Genomic DNA, 14,925 nt, shown 5'->3' with positions numbered 1-14,925 from the left:
TGTGCATACAGTATTCGTTGCATTCGATTAAGACCAGTGCCATTCAGCAGCCCGAATACCCGATCATCGTTCACAACGCTTTGACGTTCTCCTCACAGGCTTTTAACCGCAGCGAGCCGAAACTGTCGATCTCGCATTCCTTCGTTTTCGGTCGTCCGTGCATGCTCAAGCTCTGTTCCCGTTCACTGCTCTGCCTGGCCTTGCTCATCGGGCTGGCCGAGATCCCCGCCCAAGCGGCCGATTCCCCTGATGCGAGGCCCGCTGAATGGGCGCAGCCGGTGGAAAAGGACTACAACCTCTACCAGATGTCACCGACGCTCTACCGCAGCTCCCTGCCGGATGGCGCAGCGCTGCCCTTGCTGACCAAACTCAGGATTGGCACGGTCATCACCTTCCTGCCGGAGTCGGACAAGCGTTGGCTGTCCACCCCCGGCATCGAGCAAGTGCAGTTGCCCTATCGCACCAATCATGTCGATGACAGCGACATCCTCAGGGCTTTGCGCGCCGTCCAGGCGGCCGAAGCCAAGGGGCCGGTGCTGATGCACTGCAAGCACGGCTCGGACCGCACCGGGCTGGTCGCCGCCATGTACCGGGTGGTGGTGCAGGGTTGGAGCAAAGAGGACGCCTTGAACGAAATGACCGAAGGGGGCTTCGGTGACAGTCATCACTTCAAGGACGGGGTGCGCTACATGATGCAGGCCGATGTCGACAAACTCCGTGTGGCGCTGGCGAATGGCGATTGCAGCACCAGCGTCTTTGCCCTTTGCTCCCTGGAAAGCTGGGTCAACTCAACCACGACGACGCGTCACCTCGACCCTCAGGTTGTGCTTCCCGAGCGATGATCGCTACGTGCCCAGAAACGCCGTGATCGACTCAGACAGCGGTCGCGAATCGCCCGGCCCGAAAATCGTCTCGCGCAACGCCTGCCCGGTTTCCCGGTTGAACAGCCCGTCGCGCTTGAATCTCTGGAACACGGTTTTCGCCAATTCCCTCGACCAGGCATAGGCATAGAGCCCGGCACCATAGCCGGTCACCATGTAGTCCAGGCCATTGGGCCAGCGTTCGGTTGCAGACACCGGCAAATGCCCGACCTGCGCGCTGACTTGGTCGAATACGTGTTGGGCGGTGCGTCCATCACCGTGGCTGCGGTGCAATTCCATGTCGAACAGCGCATCGCGCAAGAACGAGGCGCTGTCCCAACTGGTCTGGGTATGGAGGTAGACCAGCAATTGATCGGCGAGGGTGTCCGGCAAGGGCGCCCCGGTTTGGTGATGTTTCGAGATACGCATCAGGCAGGGTTTGGCGAAGCACCATTGCTCGAACAACACCCCGGCGAATTCGGCCGTGTCCCGGGACAGTTCCGAGATGCCCGAAATTTCGCGGTATTCAGCCCGGGTCAAGACGTGATGCAAGCAATGGCCGAACTCATGAAAGAGGATGCGCAGCTGCCGATGATCCAGCAACACCGGGTTTGCGCCTGAGCCACGCGGCAACCAGCCATGCAAGACCGCGATGGGGAGCCGAGGCCGGCCTTCGGCGGTGATGCGGCGATTGCGCAGGGTGGTGGTATTGGGAAAACCGTCCTGGTTCGCCTCTGCAAACGGGTCGAAATAGAGGTAGCCCACGGTCTCGTCCCCCTCGCGGACTTCAAAAAGACGCACGTCCGGATGCCAGGTTGCGACGTCCTGGCGTTCAACGATGTTCACGCCGAACAGGTCCCTGGCGATCAGCAACAGCTGTGCAAAAGTCGACTCCAGTTCAAACCAGGCACTGGTGGCCTGCCCCGAAACCCCTGTCGTTTGCCGCCGAAGCTTTTCGGCCAGGTATTGATGATCCCAAGGCTGGAGACCGCTGAAGCCTTGCGTTGCGGCAAATTTTTCCAGTTGCTCGGTGTCCCGGGCAAATACGCTGCGCTGCTGGGCGAGTCGTTCCTGCAAGAACGACAGGACCTGTTCCGGCGACTCGGCCTGCTCCGGTTCGAGCGCCATTTGAGCGTAATTCGAATAGCCCAGTAACGTGGCGTGTTCATGGCGATCCCTGAGTAACTGCGCGAGGACTTCGCCGTTGTCGAACACGCCGGCATGGGGCCCCTGATCCGATGCGCGCGTGCTGAAGGCGACGTAGATTTGCTTGCGCAAAGCGTGATCGTCAGCGTAACGGGTGACCAGACGAAACGACTCCTCGTCGAGCATCAGCAACCAGCCCTTGCGTCCAGCCATACGCGCCTGGTCAGCCATGCGTTGTTTGAAGGACGATGGCAGGCCGCTCAACCGGGCCTCGTCGTCAAACGTTTGGCTCCAGGCTTTATTGGCCTCGTGCAAGTGTTCCAGGAACAAGTCACGGGCGCCTTGGATACGCAGTTGCAGGTCTTTCAAGTCGGCCTGTGCGGTGTGCGCCAAGCCGTTCTGGCGAAACTGCCGGAGGACCTTTGCCAGGGTTCTTTTTCTCGCTGGCGTGAAATGTCGGGCTATCGGGCTGTTTGCCAAGCGTTGATAAAGCTGGAACAGGTCGGGATGGTGTTTGAGTGACCGCTGGAAATCCTGTAGCCGTTCGCTGCAGTCCGACCAAGCCTGGATCCAGGCGTCACCTAACCTGTTCCAGCTCAGTCGCTCCAGCACATAGCCGAAGCTCTTCAAACGGGCGTGGATCTCGTCCATCGCCAGCACGAGGTCGTCCCAGGTGGGGAAGGGTGTCTGGGTCTTGATGATTTCGGCGACTTGAGCGCGGCTCTCGGCAAGAATCCGGTCAAGGGCCGGTGAAAAATGTTCGGCTTGGATCAGCGAAAAAGGGGGCAGGTCATGGGCCTGCAACAGCGGATTGGCATCGTCGGGCATGGCAGCCTTCCTCTCAGTCTGGACGTGATGAACAGTCTGCAAAGGAAGGTGTGGGTGCGGGCGGTATATATGTATCGCTTCCGGGCCGTGGGGCCCGGAAGGTGATATCGGATCATTCCGTCGGTTTTTTCTTCAACTTGGGGTTGGGGAAAAACTGCACCGCCTGAACCTTGGCGTCCGGCGCCTTGAGCGCCGAGGTATTGACCCGGGTGCCCAATTCCTTGGGCACCGACAGGCCTTGCTCGTTGAGTGTGTCGCAATAACCGCAGGCCACACATTCACGGTGCGGTACGCCGTCTTCGTTCCACATCATCAATTTGTCCGGCTCGCTGCAGGCCGGGCAGACCGCCCCGGCGATAAAGCGTCGCTTGGTAATCACAGGTCCCTCGCTCATGCTGCCGCGTCCTCGGTCAGGCCGCTGTGGCGCAAGAGTGCGTCAATCGACGGCTCACGGCCACGGAAGTCGACGAACAGCACCATCGGCTCCTGCGAGCCGCCACGGGCCAGGATCGCCTCACGGAAAGCACGCCCGGTGTCGGCGTTGAGCACGCCGTCCTCTTCGAACTTGGAGAACGCGTCGGCCGACAACACTTCCGCCCATTTGTAGCTGTAGTAGCCCGCCGCATACCCGCCGGCGAAGATGTGGGCGAAGCTGTTGGGGAAGCGGTTGTAGGCTGGGGGACGCATGACCGACACTTCGTCGCGCACGCCTTCGAGCACTTGCAGCACGCTGCGGCCATCGCAGTGGGTGGCGTGCAGCTCGAAGTCGAACAGCGAGAACTCCAACTGGCGGACCATCATCAGGCCGGACTGGAAGTTTTTCGCCGCGAGCATTTTCTCCAGCAGGTCCTGGGGCAGTGGCTCGCCGGTTTCGTAGTGGCCGGAAATCAGCGCCAGGCCTTCAGGCTCCCAGCACCAGTTTTCCATGAACTGGCTCGGCAGCTCCACGGCATCCCAGGCCACGCCGTTGATGCCGGACACGCCGGCATGTTCGACGCGGGTCAGCAGGTGGTGCAGGCCATGGCCGAATTCGTGGAACAGGGTGGTGACTTCATCGTGGGTCAGCAGCGCCGGCTTGCCGCTGTCGGCCGGGGTGAAGTTGCACACCAGGTTGGCGACCGGGCTTTGCAGGACGCCTTCGAAGGTGCGACGACGGTCGCGGGCGCCATCCATCCAGGCCCCGCCACGCTTGTTGGCGCGGGCGTAGAGGTCGAAGAAGAAGCGGCCGACGTGCTGGCCGTTTTCCTTGATTTCGAACAGGCGCACGTCCGGGTGCCAGGTGTCGAAGCCTTTCAGTTCGGCGATCTCGATGCCGTAGAGGCGTTGCACGATGGCGAACAGGCCGCCCAGTACCTTGTCGATCGGGAAGTACGCACGCAGGGCTTCCTGGGCCACGCTGTAACGCTGCTGGCGCAGTTTTTCACCGTAGAAACCGCTGTCCCAGCTTTGCAGGTCGGGGCAGCCCTGTTCGGCGGCGAAGGCTTTGAGCTGTTCCAGGTCCAGGGCAGCGAACGGTTTGCTGCGCTTGGCCAGGTCCCGCAGGAAACTGAGCACCTGATCGCTGGATTCGGCCATCTTGGTCGCCAGGCTCAACTCGGCGAAGTTGGCGAAACCGAGCAATTGGGCCAGTTCCTGACGCAGGTCGAGGATCTGTTCCATCACCGGGCCGTTGTCGTTCTGGCCGGCATTCGGGCCCTGGTCGGAGGCGCGGGTGCAGTAGGCGGCGTAGACTTCTTCACGCAGGGCGCGGTCTTCGGCGTAGGTCATCACCGCGTAATAGCTGGGGAATTCCAGGTTGATCAGCCAGCCGTCCAGCTCCTTGGCCTGGGCGGCCGCGGCCATTTGCGCCTTGGCCGAGTCGGTCAGGCCGGCGAGGGCGGCCTCGTCGGTGACGTGCTTGGTCCAGGCCTGGGTCGCGTCCAGCAGTTGATTGGAGAAGCGGCTGCCCAGTTCGGACAGTTTGCTCTGCACTTCGGCGTAACGCTTCTGCTGCTCCGGTGGCAGGTCGATACCCGACAGGCGGAAGTCACGCAGGGAGTGTTCCAGGATGGTTTTCTGCGCCACGTCGAAACCGGCGGCTTCAGGGCTGCTCGCCAGGGCTTCGAAGGCCTGGAACAACTCGCGGTTCTGGCCCAGCTCGGTGGAGTAGGCACTCAGTGCCGGCAGGCAGGCCTCGTAGGCTTCGCGCAGTTCAGGGCTGTTGCGCACGGCGTTCAAATGACTGACCGGGCTCCAGGCGGCGCCCAGGCGATCATTGAGCTCGTCCATCGCCAATACCAGGCCGGCCCAGGTAGGCTGCTGGACTTGGGTCTTGAGGAGCTCGGCGATGGCGGCACGGTTGTCAGCCAGGATCTGCTCGATGGCCGGTTGCACGTGCTCGGCACGGATCGCCGAGAATGGCGGCAGGTCATAGGGCTGCAAAAGAGGGTTGTTCACGCTCACGGTCGACACCTTGGCTGGAAGAAACATGGGCCCATCTTAATTACAATCGACGTTCACCGCAGCTAGCAGCGCCTATCACCGGATAAGAGAGAGCCTATCGTGACCCTTCGCACGTACCAGAACCACAGCCCGCGGCTAGCCCGTGGCGCTTTTGTCGACAGCACCGCGGTGGTGATCGGCGACGTCGAAATCGGCGAAGACAGCTCCGTCTGGCCGCTGACGGTCATACGCGGCGACATGCACCGCATCCGTATCGGTGCGCGTACCAGCGTCCAGGATGGTTGCGTGCTGCACATCACCCACGCCGGTCCGTTCAATCCCGAGGGCTTCCCGTTGCTGATCGGCGACGACGTGACCATCGCCCACAAGGTCATGCTCCATGGCTGCTCCGTGGGCAGCCGGGTCCTGATCGGCATGGGCAGCATCGTCATGGACGGCGCGGTGGTCGAAGATGATGTGATCATCGGTGCCGGCAGCCTGGTACCGCCGGGCAAACGCCTGGAAAGCGGCTTTTTATATGTGGGCAGCCCGGTGAAACAGGCCCGGCCGTTGACGGACAAGGAGCGCGCCTTCTTCACCTACAGCGCGGCGAACTACGTGAAGCTCAAGGACCTGCACCTGGCCGAAGGCTACGACCAGCCCTGACGGGTTCGCCTGCCACCTCTATTCATCGTGGCGAGGGAGCTTGCTCCCGCTGGGCTGCGCAGCAGCCCCATGACTTCCAGGAACTGCAATGCATTACCAGACTGTACTCTTCGACCTCGACGGCACCCTCACCGACCCCCGCGAGGGCATCACCCGTTCGATCCAGTTCGCCTTGAGCAAGCTGGGCATCGACGAACCCGACCTGACCCGCCTCGAGCATTTCATCGGCCCGCCGCTGCTACAGGCGTTCATGCAGTTTTACGACTTCGATGAAGCGAAGGCCTGGGAGGCGGTGAATTTCTATCGCGAACGCTTCAAGGTCACCGGCCTATACGAAAATCGCGTCTTCGACGGCGTGATGCCACTGCTGGAAACCTTGGGCGGCCAAGGGCGCCAGTTGTACATCGCCACGTCCAAACCCTGGGTCTTCGCCCGGGAAATCGCCCGCCACTTCGACTTCGCCCGGCACTTCAAGGTGATCTACGGCAGCGAACTGGACGGCACCCGCACCAACAAGGTCGAGTTGATTGCCCACCTGCTAGCCGAAGAAGGCCTCGACCCGACCAGCACCCTGATGATCGGCGATCGCAAGCACGACCTGATCGGCGCCCGCAGCAACGGCCTGGATGCAGCGGCGGTGGGGTATGGATTCGGCAGCCATGAAGAACTCAGCGCCGAGGGCCCGGCGTATCACTTCGAGACGGTGGATGCGTTGCATCAGGCGTTTTTGCGGGGTTAGTCATATTGCCATCGCGGGCAAGCCTTGCTCCCACAGGGCAGCGCCTTGAATGCTATGGGGGCAAGGCTTGCCCCGCCAAAAAGCAGCATCTGAAGTACCTGCGGGAGCAGGCCCCCCAAAAAGGCAGCATTTGGAATACCTGTGGAAGCAGGTTTTCTCCCCCAAAAGGCAGCATTTGGAATGCCTGTGGGAGCAGGTTTGCTCCCCCAAAAAGGCAGCATCTGGAATGCCTGTGGAAGCAGGTTTTCTCCCCCAAAAGGCAGCATTTGGAATGCCTGTGGAAGCAGGTTTGCTCCCCCCAAAAGCAGCATTTGGAATGCCTGTGGAAGCAGGTTTGCTCCCCCCAAAGGCAGCATTTGGAATGCTGCCTGTGGAAGCAGGTTTGCTCCCCCCAAAGGCAGCATTTGGAATGCTGCCTGTGGAAGCAGGTTTGCTCCCCCAAAGGCAGCATTTGGAATGCCTGTGGGAGCAGGTTTTCTCCCCCCAAAAGCAGCATTTGGAATGCCTGTGGGAGCAGGTTTTCTCCCCCAAAAGCAGCATTTGGAATACCTGTGGAAGCAGGTTTGCTCCCCCAAAAAGCAGCATTTGGAATACCTGTGGGAGCAAGGCTTGCCCGCGATGAGGCCATCATGGACGCAGCTTAAATCGAATCAGACCCATATCGCGTCCCACAATGGGTAGTCCCCAATTTTCTTAACTAAACCGGCTCGCAGCGGGTTTGCCACGACATATCGAGCGACTGTTTGCAGATCTTCCTCCTTGCGAATGGCTCGGTCATGAAATCCCTCCTGCCAAAGCGATCCTTCCCGCTGCGTCAATCGATTGAAGACAACCGTGGTCCGAGACTTTGTTCGCGCAATCAGCTTGGAGAGTTCTATACCCTGCAATTCGATCAGCCAGTGAAAATGGTCTGGCATCACCACCCAGGCCAACGAATGGGCAAATTGTTCTTCCTGAGCCTTTCGGAAGGCGTCAACCACCAAGCGTCCTGTCTCGAAGCGGCCAAAAAACGGCTCGCGGCCGCGCGTATTCACGGTCAGTAAATAGACTTGTCCAGACTGCGAATAACGTCCGAAACGCAACTGTTGGGAATGAGGCAGTGTTGTCACAAGTGATCCTCCTTGATCTGTCCTTTATTTCAAGGCTAGGACAGCAGAAGCGGATCCGACTTGGAATGTTGGAGCAGGATGTGTCTGGGCTGACGCCATCGCGGGCAAGCCTTGCTCCCACAGGGAATCAGGCCCTGAACTGGCTTGGCGCCACGCCGCTCCAGCGCACGAAGGCGTGGCGGAAGCTGGCGGTTTCGCTGAAGCCCAGTCGTTCGGCGATTCGATAGATCGGCAATTGGTCCTCGCAGAGCATCTGCTTGGCCCGTTCGAAGCGCAGTTCGTCCAGCAGTTCCTGGTAGCTGCAGCCCAGGTCCTTGAGGTGGCGGCGCAGGGTGCGCGCCGAGCAGTTCATCTGTTCGGCCAGGCCTTCCAGCCCGGGGGCGGCGTTCAGTTGGGCGTCGAGCAACTGGCGGATCCGCCCCAGCCAGGCCTGGCGTCCGGTGAACTCGGTATTCTGCCGGCGGCAACGTTCGGCCATGGCGTGATGGGTGATGGGGTCGGCCAGGGGCAAGGGTTGGTCGAGCCAGTGGCGCTCGAAGGCGAACGCGTTATCGACGCTGTCGAAGCGCACCGGGCAATCGAAGAGCGCGGCGTAGCGCGCCTGGTAATCGGGCGCCGGATGTTCGAAGCGTGCCGCACGCAAGGGTAGTGCATGACCAAGGAGGTCGTTACAGATGACCTTCAGCGAAACCATGCAGAACTCGGCATTGAACACCGCCAGGGCCGGGTTCTCCCGATAATCGCTGGCGCTGAACCAGATGTGCTGGCCGTCATCGTCCAGGTTCAGTTCGAAGAGTGTTCCCAATAGCGCCGGATAGCGCAGCGCCAGGCGCAAGGCGTCACCTAAGGTGGCACTGGTGAGCAGCGCATAGCCGAGCATGCCGTAGGACGAAACGTGCATGCGCAGGCCCAGCTCCAGGCCGATGTCGCGCTTGAGGGCCACGGCGTTGGCGCAGACCTGCATCTCCTGGTTGGTGGTGATGCGCGTATCGGCCCGGCTCAGGTCCGCCGCGCTGATGCCGCTGCCGGCCAGCAATGCCTCACTGGACAGCCCTTGGTTCTTGAAGGCGCTCAGTACCAGGGAGACGGCGTTGAGGGTGGTGAGGTGGGAATGAAGCATGTCCGTTTCCAGCCTGGGGAAGGCTGGAAACGGAGCAAGTTATATGCCGGATGAAAATCGAAGGTTCAACACAACCTCTAATGTGGGAGTAGACCTGTGGGAGCAAAGCTTGCTCGCGAAGAACGATGACGCGACCTTACAGTTGATCTGTGTCGCCTGCATCGCGAGCAAGCTTTGCTCCCACAAGTGTCCCCTCCCACAGGTTTTGCAGCGTCTAAGCTCAGCTCAGCTCGCCACACAGGTCCAGCTCTACCAGCCGCCGAACCTCTTCCACTGGCAGCCCGGCGCCAATCAAGGCCTGCAACTTGCCGAACGCGGCTTCGCGGGTCATGCCGCCGCCGGACAGCACGCCAACGCCACGCAAGCGGCTGCCAGCTTCATACACGTCCAGCTCGACGCCACCTTCATGGCATTGGGTCACCGCCACGACGACCACGCCGCTGTCCCGCGCCCGCTCCAGGCTGGCGAGGAAGGCCGGGTTGTCGCTCGGCCCGGTGCCGCTGCCGTAGCATTCCAGCACCAGGCCCTGGACTCCGCTGCCCAGCAGGCCATCGAGGACCCGCGCGCTGATGCCGGGAAACAGCGGCAACACTGCGATGTTTACCAGTTGCTTGGGCTGGTTGTAATTCAACTGCGCCGGCAGCGAGGAGGCTTTGACGCCGCCGCCCTGGCGTTCCAGGCGCTTGAACGGGTGACGACCAAAGCTGCGCACTTTCGCGCAACGGGTTGGCGCCAGCAGCTCACCGTGGAAGTACAGGTGCACGCCCGGCGCCAGGCCCTGGCCAAGAGCGACCAGCGCGCCGCTGAGGTTTTCCCAGGCGTCGCTGTCGGTCACGCCGGCGGGCAGCATCGAGCCGGTGAAGCAGACCCGCGCATGCAGGCCCAGCAGCTGGAAGCTCATCGCTGCAGCGCTGTAGGCCAGGGTGTCGGTGCCGTGCAGGATCAGTACGCTGTCGCAGCCCTGCACATCCACGGCATCGACCACCGCTTCGCGCAGTTGCTGCCAGTAGGCTGGGGTCATGTTGGCGCTGTCGATCAGCGGCGACATTTCCCGGAAGCGCCATTGCGGGACGACGAGTTCGGGTTGGCTGTGCAGGTAATCACGCATACGCGCTTCGAAACCGGATGCCGGAGCCAGGCCGTGGGCGCTGGCCTGCATGCCGATGGTGCCGCCGGTGTAGAGCACCATGACGTGCTGGGCGGCAGGGTAGGTCGAGCCATTCATGGGGTTGTTCTCCGAGGACGAAAACGGCAGCTTGGGTTAGCTGCCACAACATAAGGCCGAGCATGACGCCGACCTTAGGCTGTGTCACGCCGGGCGCAGGGGATGCGCCCGGTTTTTTCCAAACAGCTTGTACCGATCAGCGTTGCGCTGCGGTCGCGCCAGCAACAGCGGTGTCAGGATTGGCAACCGACGCCGATGGGTTGGCAGGCCAAGCCTTGCGGTCCAGATCCAGGTCCGGGAACTTGCTGGAATCGAAGACAGGGGTCCTGATGCCGGCCGAACGTTGGTCATCGTAGTCACGCAGGATGCGCATGCCGACCTTGAACAGCAGGAACAGCGCGATCAGGTTCACGAACGCCAGCAGGGTCATGGTGATGTCGGCGAAGGCGAACACGGTGCTGAGGTTTTCGATGGCGCCCCAGAAAATCAGGACCAGGACCAGTGCACGGTAGGCGATCAGGGCCTTGCGGTTCTCACCCAGCATGAAGCGCAGGTTGTTCTCGCCCAGGTAGTAGTTGTAGAGGATCGAGGTGAACACAAACAAGGACAAGGCCACGGAGATGAATACCCGGCCCCAGTCACCCACGACGGCCGCCAGGGAGTTCTGGGTCAGGGCAATGCCGTCGCCTTCGAAGCCCGGGGTGTAGAAGCCCGACAGCAGGATCAGCAGCGCGGTGCAGGTGCAGATCACGAACGTGTCCAGGAACACGCTGAATGCCTGTACCACGCCTTGGGCTACCGGGTGCTCGACCGACGCGACAGCAGCGACGTTAGGCGCACTGCCCAGGCCGGCTTCGTTGGCGAACACGCCACGCTTGACGCCCATGACGATGGCGCTGCCGATCAGGCCGCCGAAGGCCTGGTCCAGACCAAAGGCGCTCTTGACGATGGTCGCCAGCATGCCCGGTACATGTTCGAACTGCAGCACGATCACGTAGATGGTCACGGCGATGTACGCCAGGGTCTTGACCGGTACCAGCAGGTCAGCCACCTTGGCGATGCGCTTGATCCCGCCGATGAACACCAGGCCCAGCAGCACCGCCAGGCCCAGGCCGGTGTAGGTGGTGTCGAAGCCGAAGGCGTTGTTCAGGGAGTGGGTGACGGCGTGGGCTTGCAGGCCGTTGAAGGCGAAGCCGAAGGTGACCAGCAACAGGACCGCCATGATCATGCCCAACCAGCGCTTCTGCAGGCCGTGCTGGATGTAGTAGGACGGGCCGCCACGGAACTGGCCTTCGGAGTCGCAGCGCTTGTAGAGCTGGCCGAGGGAGCACTCGAAGAAGCTGCTGGACATGCCGACCAACGCGGTCACCCACATCCAGAACACCGCACCAGGACCACCGAGGGTCACGGCGATGCCGACACCGGCGATGTTGCCCGCGCCGACACGACCGGCCAGGCTGAGCATCAAGGCCTGGAACGAGCTGAGCTGGCCAGCACTGCTCTTCAGGCTGTCACGGAACACCGCGAACATATGAAAGAAATGACGGAACTGGACGAAACGCGAGCGGATCGTGAAATAGCTCCCGAGCCCGACAATGAGCACGATCAGCACTTTCCCTGAGAGGAAGTCGTTGATGACTTCAAGCATGAGTATTCCTCGCTGTTTTTTGTTTAAGCAAATGCTGGCCATTTGGAAATATCGCGTTACATCGGTTGGTGCGCGGCCCAACAGGTGAGGCGATGTTTCGTCCCGGTCCATTTTCGCGGGTTGTTATTAGTTCGGTTTTCGCATGTTTAAGGATCTCGCTGCAGACGACCACTCATGCGAAGAGGGGCGGCACTATACCTATCAGTGCGGTGCCCGTCTGCACAGTTGTGGTGCGTCCGACGAAACGAAACCTTTGAAACACCTGGCCTTTCGGTCAGGTTATTGTGGGGGCGAGCCTGCTCGCGTTGGCTGGCGACGCGGTTTACAACGGGCAGCGCGTCGTCGTTTATCGCGAGCAGGTTCCTTCCCACAGGTTCAGTCATCCTTTGCTGCTATCAATTAAAAAAAGGGCTTGGGGAAGATCCCCAAGCCCTCAAAAGGTGAGAGGTGTCTAGTCCCTCGACCTGGTGAGCGGTGTTCGTGTCGATCACGCTTTGAGCGGGACCAGACGCGGAGCAATCATGTTTTCCGGGCGCAGGATGTCGTCGAGCATGGCGTCGTCGAGCAAGCCTTCTTCGCGCACCAGTTCCAGCACGCCGCGGCCACTTTCCAGGGCAACACGGGCGATGCGGGTGGCGTTTTCATAGCCGATGTACGGGTTCAGGGCGGTGACCAGGCCGATCGAGTGCTCGACCAGTTCACGGCAGCGCGCTTCGTTGGCGGTGATGCCGACGATGCAGTGCTCGCGCAGCATGTCCATGGCCCGTTGCAGCAGGCGGATCGAGTCGAAGATCTTGAAGGCGATCAGCGGTTCCATCACGTTCAGTTGCAGTTGGCCGCCTTCGGCCGCGATGGTCAGGGCCAGGTCGTTGCCGATGATCTGGAATGCCACCTGGTTGACCGCCTCCGGGATCACCGGGTTGACCTTGCCGGGCATGATCGAGCTGCCTGGCTGGCGGGCTGGCAGATTGATTTCGTTGATGCCGGTGCGTGGGCCGCTGGACAGCAGGCGCAGGTCGTTGCAGATCTTCGACAGCTTGACCGCGGTGCGCTTGAGCATGCCGGAGAACAGCACAAAGGCGCCCATGTCGGAGGTGGCTTCGATCAGGTCGGCGGCCGGAACCAGCGGCTGGCCGCTGATGGTCGCCAGGCGCTGTACGGCCAAGGCCTGGTAGCGCGGGTCGGCGTTGATGCCGGTGCCGATGGCTGTGCCGCCCAGGTTCACTTCAGTGAGCAGTTCAGGCGCCAGGGTTTTCAGGCGCGCCAGGTCTTCGCTCAGGGTGGTGGCGAAGGCGCGGAATTCCTGGCCGAGGGTCATCGGCACGGCGTCTTGCAGCTGGGTGCGGCCCATTTTCAGGACGTGGCTGAATTCTTCACCTTTGGCCGCGAACGCCTGGATCAGGCTGTCGAGGCTGGCCAGCAACGCGTCGTGGCCCAGCAGCAGACCCAGGCGGATCGCGGTCGGGTAGGCGTCGTTGGTGGACTGCGCCATGTTCACGTCGTTGTTGGGGTGCAGGTACTGGTACTCGCCTTTCTGGTGGCCCATGGCCTCCAGCGCGATGTTGGCGATGACTTCGTTGGCATTCATGTTGGTCGACGTGCCAGCGCCGCCCTGGATCATGTCCACCACGAATTCTTCGTGGAAATCGCCGCGGATCAATCGTGCACAGGCTTCACTGATGGCTGCGTGCTTGGCTTCGCTGAGCTGGCCCAGTTCGCGGTTGGCGTCAGCGGCGGCCTGTTTGACCATTGCCAGACCGACCACCAGCTTAGGGTAATGCGAGATCGGGACGCCGGAGAGACGGAAGTTGTTTACCGCTCGTAGGGTCTGGATGCCGTAATACGCTTGCGCTGGTACTTCGAGTACGCCAAGCAGGTCTTTTTCTGTGCGGAATGATGCAGCGGAGGACATGATAGAAATCATCTCGATAAGGACCCGGTCTGAGCCGGAACGCTGCGAATCCTAGGCTCTCAAAAAAAATAGGGCCAATGCTGTTAAGCACTGGCCTATGCATATTCGGCATAATGTCGGTGTGACGTCGGCGGTGCGACGAACGTGTGACCTGTTTTGGTGCGTGTAAGGGAGGACGTGATGAATCTTGAAAGCAAATGGCTTGAGGACTTCAGTGCCCTGGCCGCGACCCGCAGTTTCTCCCAGGCGGCCGAGCGGCGCTTCGTGACGCAACCGGCCTTCAGCCGGCGAATCCGCAGCCTCGAGGCGGCGCTGGGGCTGACCCTGGTCAACCGTTCGCGTACGCCCGTCGAGCTGACGGCCGCGGGGCAGTTGTTCCTGGTGACGGCGCGCACGGTTGTCGAGCAACTGGGTGAAGTGTTGCGCCATTTGCATCACCTGGAGGGCGGGCAGGGCGAAGTCATACAAGTGGCCGCTGCCCACTCCCTGGCGCTGGGCTTCTTTCCGCGCTGGATCGCCCAGCTGCGCAACGACGGGATGAACATCGCCACGCGGCTGGTGGCGACCAACGTCGGCGATGCCGTCCACGCCTTGCGTGAAGGGGGCTGCGACCTGATGCTGGCCTTCTACGATCCGGACTCGGCCATGCAGATGGACCCGGAGATCTTCCCGTCGCTGCACTTGGGCCAGACCGAAATGCTGCCGGTGTGCGCGGCCGATGCCGATGGCAAGCCGCTGTTCGACCTTGAGGGCGAGGCCAGCGTGCCGCTGCTGGCCTACAGCGCCGGGGCGTTCCTCGGGCGTTCGGTCAACCAGTTGTTGCGCCAGCGGGCGCTGCGGTTCACCACGATCTACGAGACGGCCATGGCCGACAGCCTCAAGAGCATGGCCCTGGAAGGCCTGGGCATCGCCTGGGTGCCGCACCTGAGCGTACGCGCCGAACTGGCCCGGGGCGAACTGGTGATCTGCGGCGGCCCGCAATGGCACGTGCCGTTGGAGATCCGCCTGTACCGCTGCGCCCTGGTGCGCAAGGCCAATGTGCGGTTGTTGTGGCGCAAGCTTGAAGGTGGCGTGGCGCAGGGTGCCGCGGGATCTTGATAGCACTGCAAACCCTGTGGGAGCGTTGCCTCAAGACTGACTTTGAGGTCAATAAAACCGCCACTTCACCGCAAATGACAGATGGTCGGCGAAAGTGCGTTTAACGCACCATTTTCGGTATACTGCCCGGCCTTCGGTCGGCTTGCCCGGCCATAATTCGTACAACAAGCCACGCCGGTTTCCTGCGTGGCTTGTTGTTTTTTGACGCGCCTG

13 protein-coding genes are annotated in these 14,925 nt (G+C 61.5%); 4 read left to right on the top strand and 9 right to left on the bottom strand.

Going from position 1 to position 14,925, the window contains the following annotated elements; genetic code table 11:
- Nucleotides 1–161: 161 nt before the first annotated feature.
- Nucleotides 162–842, top strand: a complete 681-nt coding sequence (locus tag AB4O09_RS00330; RefSeq protein ID WP_003196344.1) for a phosphatase domain-containing protein — start codon at nt 162–164, stop codon at nt 840–842.
- Nucleotides 843–845: 3 nt separating this feature from the next.
- Here AB4O09_RS00330 and AB4O09_RS00325 read toward each other — a convergent pair whose 3' ends face one another.
- The 3 genes from AB4O09_RS00325 to prlC form a co-directional block, all read right to left on the bottom strand.
- Complete coding sequence (locus AB4O09_RS00325) at nt 846–2,834, bottom strand: M3 family metallopeptidase (protein ID WP_069971267.1); 1,989 nt, start codon at nt 2,832–2,834, stop codon at nt 846–848.
- Between the two features lie 112 nt (nt 2,835–2,946).
- A complete protein-coding gene (locus AB4O09_RS00320; RefSeq protein WP_038856965.1) occupies nt 2,947–3,228 on the bottom strand; it encodes a YheV family putative zinc ribbon protein in 282 nt (93 codons plus the stop codon).
- Nucleotides 3,225–5,303 (bottom strand): oligopeptidase A, encoded by a 2,079-nt coding sequence (gene prlC / locus AB4O09_RS00315; protein WP_460107837.1) that lies wholly within the window; start codon nt 5,301–5,303, stop codon nt 3,225–3,227. The genes AB4O09_RS00320 and prlC overlap by 4 nt, the downstream gene beginning before the upstream one ends.
- Before the next feature lie 72 nt (nt 5,304–5,375).
- Between prlC and AB4O09_RS00310 the strand changes: the two genes are divergently transcribed.
- Entirely contained in the window at nt 5,376–5,921 is a 546-nt protein-coding gene (locus AB4O09_RS00310; protein ID WP_003196351.1) for a gamma carbonic anhydrase family protein, read from the top strand.
- An 88-nt stretch (nt 5,922–6,009) separates the two neighbouring features.
- Nucleotides 6,010–6,660, top strand: a complete 651-nt coding sequence (locus AB4O09_RS00305) for an HAD family hydrolase (RefSeq protein ID WP_003196353.1) — start codon at nt 6,010–6,012, stop codon at nt 6,658–6,660.
- Here AB4O09_RS00305 and AB4O09_RS00300 read toward each other — a convergent pair.
- The 6 genes from AB4O09_RS00300 to aspA form a co-directional block, all read right to left on the bottom strand.
- Nucleotides 6,657–7,064 (bottom strand): hypothetical protein, encoded by a 408-nt coding sequence (locus AB4O09_RS00300; protein WP_460107835.1) that lies wholly within the window; start codon nt 7,062–7,064, stop codon nt 6,657–6,659. The genes AB4O09_RS00305 and AB4O09_RS00300 overlap by 4 nt on opposite strands.
- Before the next feature lie 246 nt (nt 7,065–7,310).
- Complete coding sequence (locus tag AB4O09_RS00295) at nt 7,311–7,769, bottom strand: REP-associated tyrosine transposase (RefSeq protein WP_013691988.1); 459 nt, start codon at nt 7,767–7,769, stop codon at nt 7,311–7,313.
- 127 nt (nt 7,770–7,896) lie between these two features.
- Nucleotides 7,897–8,889 (bottom strand): AraC family transcriptional regulator, encoded by a 993-nt coding sequence (locus tag AB4O09_RS00290; protein WP_003196356.1) that lies wholly within the window; start codon nt 8,887–8,889, stop codon nt 7,897–7,899.
- A 220-nt stretch (nt 8,890–9,109) separates the two neighbouring features.
- On the bottom strand, nt 9,110–10,114 hold the full coding sequence (locus AB4O09_RS00285; RefSeq protein WP_013691989.1) for an asparaginase: 1,005 nt from the start codon (nt 10,112–10,114) through the stop codon (nt 9,110–9,112).
- A gap of 136 nt (nt 10,115–10,250) precedes the next feature.
- A complete protein-coding gene (locus AB4O09_RS00280; protein ID WP_003196361.1) occupies nt 10,251–11,702 on the bottom strand; it encodes an alanine/glycine:cation symporter family protein in 1,452 nt (483 codons plus the stop codon).
- A 487-nt stretch (nt 11,703–12,189) separates the two neighbouring features.
- Entirely contained in the window at nt 12,190–13,614 is a 1,425-nt protein-coding gene (gene aspA, locus AB4O09_RS00275; RefSeq protein WP_003196363.1) for an aspartate ammonia-lyase, read from the bottom strand.
- A gap of 180 nt (nt 13,615–13,794) precedes the next feature.
- Between aspA and AB4O09_RS00270 the strand changes: the two genes are divergently transcribed.
- Nucleotides 13,795–14,712, top strand: coding sequence for a LysR substrate-binding domain-containing protein (locus AB4O09_RS00270; protein ID WP_003196365.1), 918 nt, complete (start codon nt 13,795–13,797; stop codon nt 14,710–14,712).
- Nucleotides 14,713–14,925 lie beyond the last annotated feature (213 nt).

The organism is Pseudomonas sp. H1_F01 (genome assembly GCF_054681425.1).
This window is presented reverse-complemented; position numbering and strand designations above follow the sequence as displayed.